General features: G+C 73.2%; 9 protein-coding genes. 7 read left to right on the forward strand and 2 right to left on the reverse strand.

All coding sequences use genetic code 11. The features are described 5' to 3' along the window. The first annotated feature begins 5 nt into the window (after positions 1-5). The 4 genes from ACWD0A_RS23615 to ACWD0A_RS23630 all read left to right on the forward strand — a co-directional run bounded on the left by ACWD0A_RS23615 (position 6) and on the right by ACWD0A_RS23630 (position 4,650). Entirely contained in the window at positions 6-431 is a 426-nt protein-coding gene (locus ACWD0A_RS23615; protein ID WP_451301072.1) for a GPW/gp25 family protein, read from the forward strand. Next, positions 428-2,395 (forward strand): putative baseplate assembly protein, encoded by a 1,968-nt coding sequence (locus tag ACWD0A_RS23620; protein ID WP_451301074.1) that lies wholly within the window; start codon positions 428-430, stop codon positions 2,393-2,395. Before ACWD0A_RS23615 ends, ACWD0A_RS23620 begins: the two co-directional genes overlap by 4 nt. Before the next feature lie 21 nt (positions 2,396-2,416). After that, on the forward strand, positions 2,417-2,932 hold the full coding sequence (locus ACWD0A_RS23625; RefSeq protein WP_451301076.1) for a phage tail protein: 516 nt from the start codon (positions 2,417-2,419) through the stop codon (positions 2,930-2,932). Positions 2,933-3,099: 167 nt separating this feature from the next. Beyond that, a complete protein-coding gene (locus tag ACWD0A_RS23630; RefSeq protein ID WP_451301078.1) occupies positions 3,100-4,650 on the forward strand; it encodes a BTAD domain-containing putative transcriptional regulator in 1,551 nt (516 codons plus the stop codon). Between the two features lie 10 nt (positions 4,651-4,660). Here the strand turns inward: ACWD0A_RS23630 and ACWD0A_RS23635 are convergent, their stop codons facing one another. Beyond that, positions 4,661-5,479, reverse strand: coding sequence for an NADase-type glycan-binding domain-containing protein (locus ACWD0A_RS23635; protein ID WP_451301080.1), 819 nt, complete (start codon positions 5,477-5,479; stop codon positions 4,661-4,663). Between the two features lie 518 nt (positions 5,480-5,997). Continuing rightward, positions 5,998-8,544, reverse strand: coding sequence for a SpoIIE family protein phosphatase (locus ACWD0A_RS23640; protein ID WP_451301082.1), 2,547 nt, complete (start codon positions 8,542-8,544; stop codon positions 5,998-6,000). 273 nt (positions 8,545-8,817) lie between these two features. On the opposite strand from ACWD0A_RS23640, the gene ACWD0A_RS23645 reads away from it, so the two are divergent. From ACWD0A_RS23645 to ACWD0A_RS23655, 3 genes are all read left to right on the forward strand, one after another. Beyond that, complete coding sequence (locus ACWD0A_RS23645; RefSeq protein WP_451301084.1) at positions 8,818-8,976, forward strand: hypothetical protein; 159 nt, start codon at positions 8,818-8,820, stop codon at positions 8,974-8,976. Positions 8,977-9,115: 139 nt separating this feature from the next. Beyond that, positions 9,116-9,454, forward strand: a complete 339-nt coding sequence (locus ACWD0A_RS23650; protein ID WP_451301086.1) for a PadR family transcriptional regulator — start codon at positions 9,116-9,118, stop codon at positions 9,452-9,454. Then, positions 9,451-10,398 (forward strand): HAAS signaling domain-containing protein, encoded by a 948-nt coding sequence (locus ACWD0A_RS23655; RefSeq protein ID WP_451301088.1) that lies wholly within the window; start codon positions 9,451-9,453, stop codon positions 10,396-10,398. The genes ACWD0A_RS23650 and ACWD0A_RS23655 overlap by 4 nt, the downstream gene beginning before the upstream one ends. Positions 10,399-10,497 lie beyond the last annotated feature (99 nt).

Consider the following 10,497-nt stretch of genomic DNA (forward strand, 5'->3'; position numbering starts at 1 on the left):
GGACAGTGGGAGAGCGGTTCATCGGCTCCGGCTGGGCCTTTCCGGTACGTACCGACGCGACCGGGGCCGTGGCGCTGGTCGGCGGGGACCGGGAGATCGAGGAGAGCATGCGGCTGATCCTCGGCACCGCGCCCGGCGAGCGGCCCATGCGCCCGGAGTTCGGGTGCGCGATCCACGACCACGTCTTCGCCCCCGCCGACGCGGCCACGGCCGCGCACCTCGCGTACGAGGTACGGCTGTCGCTGGAGCGGTGGGAGCCTCGGATCGACCTCGTCGACGTCGACGTCACCTTCGACGGGCAGGACGAGGGCACCCTCTACATCGACATCCGGTACGCGCCCCGGGGCACGAACGACCCCCGGAACCTGGTATTTCCGTTCTATGTGATCCCCGCGCACGAGAACGGCTCCGCGGAGGCGGGTGACCGGTGAGCCTGCCCGAGCCCCATCTCGACGACCGGCGCTTCCAGGACCTCGTCGACGAGGCCAAGCGGATGGTGCAGCAGCGCTGCCCCGAGTGGAGCGACCACAACGTCTCCGACCCGGGCGTCACGCTGATCGAGGCCTTCGCACACATGACCGATCAGCTGATCTACCGGCTGAACCGGGTCCCGGACAAGAACCACCTGGCGTTCCTCGACCTGATCGGGCTCACCCTGCACCCGCCCACGGCCGCCCGCACCGACGTCACCTTCTGGCTCTCGGCGCCGCAGGACCAGACCGTGCAGGTGCGGGAGGGGACCGAAGTCGCCACGCACCGCACCGAGACCGAGGAGGCCGTGGTCTTCTCGACGGTTCGCGAAGTGGCCGTCGTGCCCGTGGAGTTGACCGCCCTCGCCGTCGTGTCCGGGGAACCGGGCGCCGTGGCCGCCGACCAAGGGCCGGAGCTGTGCCCCGGACTCCGTCCGGGGGGACCCCCAGCCGGCCGCGGGGTGCCCTGCTTCTCCGCCGTACCGCAGCCCGGCGACGCCGTGCTCTTCGGCCTCTCGGGGGCCGCGCCCTCCTGCGTGGTGGCGCTGCGGCTGGACTTCCCGGTGGCCGGCCACGGCATCGACCCCGAGCACCCGCCGCTGGCCTGGGAGGCGTGGACCGCCGAGGGCTGGACCCGCTGCGAGGTCGACCGCGACGGCACGGGCGGCTTCAACCGGCCGGGCGACGTGCTGGTCCAGCTGCCCGCCGGGCACCTGGCATCCGTGGAGGCCCGGCAGCGGGCAGGCTGGCTGCGGTGCGTGGTGCAGGCTCCCGTCGAGGGGCAGCGTACGTACTCGGCGACCCCGGAGCTGCTGTCCGCCGAGGCGTTCACCATCGGCGCGACCGCCCCGGCCGTGCACGCCGAACGGTCGGGCGAGGAACTCCTCGGGGTTTCCGAAGGCGTGCCCGCCCAGACGTTCACGCTGGACCGGGCTCCCGTGGTGGCCGGCGGCCCGCCGTTCGTCGTGGAGACCGCGGCCCCCGGAGGCGACTGGACGGAGTGGACCGAGGTCGAGCACTTCGGCGAATCCGGCCCCCTGGACCGGCACATACGACTGGATCGCAGCACCGGCGAGGTGAGCTTCGGCCCGGCGGTACGGCAGGCCGACGGCACCCTGCGGCACTACGGGGCCGTTCCCGCCAAGGGCGTCCCGGTGCGGGCCCGCTCCTATCTCGCGGGGGGTGGACGGCGCGGCAACGTGGCGCGCCGCGCCCTCGCCGTGCTGCGCAGCTCGATCCCGTACATCGCACGGGTGGAGAACCGGCGGGCGGCGAGCGGCGGGGTCGACGGCGAGGACGTGGCGAACGCCCGGCTGCGCGGTGCGTCGGCGCTGCGCACCCGGGAGCGGGCCGTGACGGCCGACGACTACGAGTACCTGACCAGGCAGGCGGCCCCGGAGATCGCCCGGGTGCGGTGCGTGGGCGCGGGCGCGGGCGGGGTACGGGTGCTGCTGGTCCCGACCGCCGAGGACGACGGTGAAGGACGCCTGGAGTTCGGGCAGTTGGCCTGCCCGCCGCAGCTCCTGGCCCGGGTCGCGGCACATCTGGACGCGCGGCGCATGCTGGGCGCACGGCTGGTCGTCGAGCCGCCGTACTACCAGGGCGTGACGGTGGTCGCGGTGCTCCAGGCGGCGGCGGGCGTCCCGGCCGCCCGGGTGCAGCAGGCCGCGCTCGCCGCCCTGTACCACCGTCTGAACCCGCTCACCGGCGGCCCGGACGGGAACGGCTGGCCGTTCGGGCGGGCCGTGCACAGCGGGGAGGTCTTCGCGGTGCTCCAGCAGGTCGCCGGTGTGGAGGCGGTGGAGAACGTACGGCTGTTCCCCGCGGACCTTCGGACCCGCCGGCGCGGCGAAGAGGTGGAGCGGATCACGCTCGACGCGGGCTCGCTGGTCTTCAGCTACGACCACCAGGTGCGGGTGGTGTGAGACGAGTGGAGGTGACCGGTGGTGACTGAGCGCCGGATCGTGCCGGGGCTGCCGACCAGGCATCCGCTGGGGGCCCGGCTGCCGGGCGTGTACGCGGACGACGACTTCGTCCAGCGGCTCACGGAGGCCCTCGACCAGGTGCTGGCACCCGTGCTGGGCGTGCTCGACAGCCTTCCCGCGTACTTCGACCCGCGCCTGGCCCCCGAGGACTTCCGGGCGCTGCTCGCGGCCTGGGTGGGCGCCGAGGGCGAGGTGTGCGGAGCGGTGCCCGGGCACACCTCCCGGGGCACCGCGAAGGGCCTGGCCGAGCAGATCCGCCTGGTCTTCGGGGCCACCCCGGAGATCGAGGAGAGCGGCGGCACGGTGTGGTCGGCGACCGCGCTGACCCCGCTCCCGGGTGCGCCGCAGCCGCACCTGACCGTGCGATTGCGGGTCCCCGGCACGGAGGCGGTGGACGAGGCGGCCGTGTCGGCGCTCGTGGCCCGCAACAGGCCGGTGCATCTGCCGTTCACCGTCGAGGTGATCGCGGAGCCGTAGGGGGGCGTACGACCTACGCCCCGGCGGCCCCGAATGACCGGGAGCGCGCGGAACGCCCGGGGAAGCGCGTATGTTGCACGCGCAGGCCCATATGGGGTAATCAGTTACTCCGCCGGTGCGGAGAGTGAGCGCCCATCCTTGACCTCCTGTCGGGGGAGGAGGCCTATATGCACGAAACGGTGTGCGAGCGGCTGGTGCCGGGGCTCGCTCGGGGGACGGCACCGCTGACGCTGCTCGTCGCTCCCGCCGGGTACGGCAAGACCACCCTGCTCACGCGGACGGCGGACGTCTTCCCCGGGAAGGTGCTGCACTGGCGGCCCTGCCGTGACACCCTCGGGGTGCCTTCACTGCTCGCCAGTCTGGGACGCCAGTTGGAGCTTGCAGACACGGTGTCCGTGGAGTCCGTCCTGCTGGCCGTCGAGCGCCGTGCGGATCCCGTCCTGCTGCTCGTCGACGGGGTCCACCACGTCCACGGCAGCCCGGCCGAGGCATTACTCGAGGAACTGGCCGTGCTGGCGCCGCGGAACCTGCGGCTGATCCTGGCCGGCCGTCGGATGCCCGCGCTGAACCTCACCCGGCTGGAACTGGCGGATACCGCCGTGCTCAGCGCCGCTGAACTGCGGCTGGGCGAAGGCGAGATCGCGTCCGTCTTCCCGGACGCGCCGGAGGTGACCCGGGAGCTCGCCGAGCTCACTTCGGGATGGCCCGGTGTGCTCAGACTCAGCAGGCCGGCGGTACTGGCGGGCCGCGACCCGCTGGAGTCCGCCGGCCTGCGCACCTATCTGGACCGGGAAGTTCTGGAAACGCTGCCGCCCCGGCTCGTGCGTCTGATGGAACGGGGACCCGACGACCCCGGCGGCCACGATGCGGCCGACGCGCCGGAACTCGCCGAGGAGTACGGCCTGGAGACCGACGTGCCGCTGCTGCGGGCGCACCTGGCCCGGCGCTGCGTACGGCCGGCCCGGCACACGGGCACCATGCACCGCACCGACGGGGCCCCGTCCGCGTCGCTGGCTCTGCGCTGCTTCCAACGGTACGAGGCCACACTGGCGGGGCGTCCGCTGGACTGGAGCCGCACGCGGCCGCGCGTACGGGCGCTGGCCCGGCTGCTGTCCGTCCACGCGGGGCGGCCCGTCCACCGGGAGGAGCTCATGGCCGCTTTGTGGCCGCAGAGCCCGGCCCATACGGCCGGACGCGGACTGCAGGTCGCGGTCTCGGCCCTGCGGACCGTCCTGGAACCGGGCACCGGACGAGGGAGGGCCCAGCTGCTGGTGCGGTCGGGCGAGGCGTACATGCTGGTGCTGGACCGCGGGGCCAGCTGCGACGTACAGGCCTTCGAGGGCGCCGCCGGGGAGGGCCTGCGGGCGGCAGCGCGCGGGGAGGCGGACCGGGCGGCGGGGGCGCTGGGGCGGGCCCTGCGGCTCTACACCGGGGAGTTGCTGCCGGAGGACGGCCCGGCGGAGTGGGTGGTGCCGATCCGTGAGCAGTACCGCCACCAGGCGGTGCGGGCGGCCCACGCGCTGGCCGAAGTGGAACTCGGCCGGAACCGTGCGGCGGACGCGGTGGCGGCCGCGGCGCACGCGCTGACCCTGGACCCGTTCCAGGACGCGGTGTGGCGGTTGCTGATCGCGGCCCACCGGCAGGCCGGTGACCCGGTGGCGGCCCGGCACGCGGAGCGCCGGCACGCGCAGATGCTGGACACCCTGGGTGTCGTGTGAGACTCCCGGCTCAGCGCCGTCTGAAGAACTCGACCTCGGCGAAGGCGAGATACCGGCCGGCCCCGCCCCCGTACGCGCCCTGGACCGTGAGCCGGACCCGGACGGCATCGCCGACCGCGAGGTGGACGCGCTGCCCTCCCGGCACGTCGGCCAGCCGGACGGTCTTGACGGTCGTCCGGCCGTCCTTCGAGGTGACGGTTATCAGCAGGCTGCTGGGCCGCGCCTGGGTGAGGAACTTCTCGGCCACAGGAGAGGTGCCGGGATGGACGACGAGATCGAGCAGGCGAACGGGTTCGGCGAACGAGGCCTCCAGATACTCCCCTTCGAAGGCTCCGGGCAGCGCGGGTGTCCAGTACTTGTCCGTGGTCCCGTCCACGGCGAGGGCGGCCGGGTGCTGTTTCCCCGCACTCGACGCCGTCACCTTCACCGCATGCATCTGCTCGGCCTTGGACGTCCGGTCCCTTACGGTCTCCAGCACTCGTCCGGCCTCGCCGCGGAAGACGTACCCGACCGCCACGAGGGCGCAAAGCACCAGCAGCGGCAGGACGAATCGCGGCCGCCGCCACTGCCGGCGCGGTGGCCGCTCCCCGGCGACGGGCTTCGGCTTGGGACGGCGTGTGAACAGCCGCCGCCACCAAGGCGGCCGGGGTACGGCAGGGGCGTCCGCGAGGGAGGCGCCGCAACGTCGGCAGTAGCGCCTCGTCGGCACGTTTCCGCTGCCGCACTGGCCGCAGATGAGGTCCCCGGCCTGGGGCGGCGGTTCGGCGGCGTCCCCGTGCCGTGCCGGCGGCGGCACCGGACGGCCGGGCTCCTCGACATGAGGCTGCACGGCGCGCAGGGGCGGGGCGGTGGGCCTCGGCGGAATGGCCGGCCCGCTCGCCTGCGCCGCGGCCTCCCGAGGCACGGCGACGTCCGGCCCTGTCGGGGTCGGGACCGCGGCATCCGGCGGACCCGCGGCTGCCGGGGTGCTCGGCCGCGACCACTCGAGGAAGGCCCCGCAGGCGCCGCAGAACTGCTCTCCGGGATCACACCGATTCCCGCACACTGCGCAGTTGACCACGGACCCCTCACCCCTTCCGCAACCCATGCTGCGCCAGGCGGCATCTCCCGCACACGCCTGCGAGGGCAACCACCGAAGCGCCCGCCGCTGCCCTTTCGGGCGCCGTACTGCGACCTGGGCCGGGGCGAGGACGCGCGGGAGGTGCCGCTGCGTCACGGCGGACGGCCCCGTGGGGCCGGCTCTGCTGCGGTGTTGCCGGTGTGCCGGTGTCCGGCGGGTGTGTGGGAGCCGGTCCCTGCGGCGTGGCGTCCCGCGGGGACTGCGCGCTGCCCGCCGACGGGACGGAGTCAGCGCGCGGACGACGCCGCGGCTGCCGGCGGGACGTACTCGGCGAGCAGGAGTGCGATGTCGTCCGCCCTGTCGGGTGACTGGTCGGCATCCTCCAGCAGCCCGTCGGCCAGATCCTCCAGGCTGCCCCCGCCCAAGCGGGCCAGCGAGGTCCGGAGGCGATCGATGCCGGAACCGATGTCCGAGTCGCGCCTCTCGACCAGCCCGTCCGTGTACAGGGCCAGGACCGATCCGGGCACGAGGCGCAGCTCCGACTCCGGATAGTCGGGCGCCGCCTCGACGCCGAGCAGAGGCCCGCACGGCACATCGGGGATCTCGGTGCGTCCGTCGGGCAGGCGCAGAAGGGGCGGGCAGTGGCCCGCCCGGACGATGCGCACGACCCCCGAGCCGGGATGGAGGCGGGCGTAGCAGCAGCTGGCGAGCAGCGACGGGTCGAGGTCCATGTGGAGCCGGTTGGTGCTGGCCACGATGTCGCACGGCCGGTGGCCGGCGGTGACGAAGGCCCGTATCGCGCTGCGCAGCTGGCCCATGGTGGCCGCGGCGGCGACGTTGTGTCCCTCGACGTCCCCGACGATCAGCGCGACCTCCTCGCCGGTGGGGATGACGTCGTACCAGTCGCCGCCGATGTCCATCCCCCTGGTGCCCGGAAGGTAACGCCCGGTGACGCGAAGGCCCGGCACCGTGGGCAGCCGGTGCGGCAGCAGCGCGTTCTGCAGGCCGCGGGCGAGGGCGAATTCGGCGTCGTAGAGCCTGGCGCGTTCGAGGGCATGGGCGATCAGGCCGCCCAGCGCGGTGAGGACTCCACGCTCTTCGTCGGGGAACCGGTGGACGTCGTCGAAGGCGAGCATGCAGGCTCCCACCGGATGGTTGGAGGCGATCAACGGCAGGAACGCCCAGGAACGGGAGTCGCCTGACACGATCCCGGGATACGTTTCGCGGAGCTCCTCCCGGGACTCGATGAACAGCGGGGTCCCGGAGGTCACCGCATCCGTCACAGGCAGCCGGTCATGCAGCGGAATGCCTTCCAGCCGGGCGAGAACCTCCTCCGAACAGCCGCGCTGCGCGAACAGATGCACGTGCCGCTCCTCCACCACGCAGATCGCAAGCTTCTGGCCACCGAATGCGGGCAGTAGTTGCTCGGCGACGGCATCGCACACCTCACGCGCGGTGACCGCCTCGGTGAGGGCGCTGCCCAGCTGGAGCACGCGGTAGAGGGCACCCAGCCGCGGGGCCGCGGGCGGAGGGGACGAGGAGACGGGCGGACCCTCCACGGCGACGGACGTCCCGGGGCCGGTGCCGGCCGGTACCGGCTGTCGTACGGGTGCCGCCCACCCCGTCATGCCCTGTGAGCCCGGGTGGAGGGAGAGGACCAGCCACTCGTCGGGTGGGCGGCGGACCAGGAAGGAGACCGGTTGCTGGGAGACCAGGGCGGCCCGGTAGCGGTCCTCGTACACGGGATCGGCCAGCCAGGGCAGGACGTCCCAGAGGCGGTGGCCGAGCAGTTCGTCCTGGCGGACCCGCAGCAGAGTCTCCAGGCTGTGGTTGGCGTAGGCGACATGCCCTTCCGAAGAGAGCGCGAAGAAGCCGTCCGCGAGCCGCTCGATCGCCGCCACGGCGGCCATGTTGCTTCCGGAGTCGAGTACCGCGCCGACCAGATGGGACGACGCCTGCGGATCCTCCGGGCTCGCGGGCACCCGGCCCCAGAGCTCCACAGCGCGGTGGCCTCCACCGCGGTCCCGGATCCGCAGGCAGTGCGCGAGCACACGGCCCTCCTCGACCGCGGCACGGGCGGCGGACCGGAAGCCGGGCAGGTCCGCGGGCTCGATCCGGGCCGCCAGGGTGTCCACCCGTCCGTCGAAATCACGGGGCGGGATCCCGAAGATCACGCACAGCTCGTCGTCGGTCGTGAAGGCCCCGGTGTCGAGGTTCCAGTCGAACAGGCCCACCCGTATCAGCGGAGCGGACGGCAGCCGGACGACTACCGGAGCTGTCCGTTCGTCGTACTCGACGAGCTCCTGGCGCGCGCTGAGCCCGGCGAGGGTGGTGCCCAGACGGTCGGCCGCGGAGCGCAGCTGTCGGCGCTGCGCCCTCGACAGCCCCGTCCCCTCGGGCCTGGGCGTCCACAGCACGGCCATCGATCCGAAAGTCTGTTCGCCCGCTCGCACGGGCACTGAGGCAGAGCCGAACGGGTAGGGGACGGCGACCGAGAGCTGGGGGAAGCGCCGCATCGTCTCCTCCGCGCCGGCCAGGTGGACCATGCGCCCGGAGCGGTATGCCTCGGCCACGGGGATACGGCTGTTCACCGGGATCCGACGCCACCCGCCGAGGAGGGAGGGCGGCGCCCCGCACGTCGCGGCCAGCAGGAGCGAGCGATGGTCGCCGGAGAGCAGGAAGACGCTTCCGGCATGCCCTCCGGTCACCTCCACGGCATTGATGACCGCACTGACCAGCGCGTCGTCGCGCTCGGGCGCTTCGCCGCCACTCGCGGCGCCGAACGGGTACGAGCTCGATGCCACACCATCGGCCGACACATTGCCCTCGATCACCCATGAATAATTTGTTCCATTTTAAGGTTGTTTGCTGCACCCCGCGGGTGGAGGCCCTGGCGGCAGTGGTGATCGGCGGTACCGGGCCGGCCGGGGCGGCGGCTCGCCGGGCCAGGACCGGGCGACGGCGTCGAGCGGGACGCGGGGCGTGACGCCGAGTTGCGCCGTGCGCTCCCGGACTCGTGGCACCCTTCCTCACCGGTCATCGCATCGACGCGGCCCGACACCCCGGCCGCCGGCTGCACGACGGCCTTCCTCACGTCCGCAGCCGTCATGATCCCCTCGGGCTCCTCGCCGTGGCGGCGTGGTCGGTCTCCTGATGGCCTCGCGGGCGCCGTCGGCGGCCTGCTCGGCGCGGCCGTCACCCCGCGTGTGGTACGGCGCATCGGCAGCGCCCGCGCGGTGCTGTACGCCACCGTGTTCCTGAGGTGAGTGCCCGGCGTCTCTGAACCGTGCGCCGCAGCCGAGCCGGGGACTGGTCCCGACTCGCCTGCGCCGTACGCCCGTTGATGCCGTCCCTCGTCGCCGAATCGCGTGACATTAGTGTGTGCCGCACAGTATCGTGTGAGTCGTGTCCGTAGAAGAACTGACCCTGAGCCAGGCGCAGGAGCTGCGTCGCGGGACGGTCGTGCTGGCCTGTCTGGCGCTGCTCCGGACGCCGCAGTACGGGTATGCGCTGCTGGAGACGCTCAACGACGCGGGGGTCACCGTCGACGGCAACACGCTCTATCCGTTGCTGCGCCGGCTGGAGAAGCAGGGCCTGCTCACGAGCGAATGGAACACCGACGAGTCCCGGCCGCGGAAGTTCTATCGGGTCAGCCCCGATGGTTCCGAGGTGCGCACCGGTCTGGTGCGCGAGTGGCAGGACCTCGTCGCTTCGATCTCACGACTGACCAAGGAGAACGGATGAGCACGAGCACGCTCACCGAGCGCTACGTGCACGAGGTCGTCCGGCGGCTGCCCGCCGACCAGCGGGACGACATCGCCGAGGAACTGCGCGCCACCATCGCCGACACCGTCGAAGGACGCGGCGCCGGTGATCCGCGGGCCGTGGAGCGCGAGGTGCTCAGCGAGATGGGGGATCCGGTCCGGTACGCCGCTCGTTACGCGGACCGGCCGCTCGCTCTCATCGGGCCCGACCTGTACCCGTCGTACCGCCGCCTGACGGTGACGCTGCTGGCCACCGTGCTGCCCGTCGTCGCCGTCGGGCTCATGCTCCTGGAGATTGTGGACGGGGGCGGGATCGGCGCTGCCCTCGGCACCGGCGTGAGCGCCCTGCTCACCTTCGGCGCCCAGCTGTTCGCCGCCGTCACCGTGCTGTACGCGGCCGCCGAGCGCCTGCGCCGCCCGAGGGGAGTGGTCGCGGCAGCCACCGCCTGGACGCCCGACGACCTGCCCGAGATCCGTCAGTCCGGCAAGGGCCCCCTCGCCGCCACCGGCCTCACCGCCGTATGGGACCTGCTGCTGATCGCCCTGATCGCCTGGCAGCACACGGCCAAGCCCTATCGCGTCGAGGACGGCGAGTCGGTCGAGGTGCTCGACCCGGCGCTGTGGTCGGGCTGGATCTGGCCGGTCCTCGTGGGTCTCGCCGGTCTGGTCGCGGTCCAACTGGCCCAGGTGGCCGCCCACCGCGGTACCTTCCGGCTCGCCGCCTGGTACGCCGCGGCCCAGGCGTTGTTCACCCTCTCCCTGGCCTGGATCCTGCACGAGCAGAAGCTGCTCAACCCGGCCTTCCTGGCGGACGTCGAGACGCTCTGGAGCTCGCCCGACCCGGTCTACGACGGCGCGGCGCTGATCGTGCTGGTGATCGGTGCGAGCGGGGTGTTCAAGGCCTTCCGTGCCGCCCGCGGATGAGGACGGGACCGAGGGAACGGTGAAGGGGCTGCCCGGCCGGGCCTTGACGAATACGCCTTGTCGGCCAGGACGGCCTCTGTCCGGGTCCGGGGCCGTCCA

This window comes from Streptomyces sp. NPDC002867, from assembly GCF_053591895.1.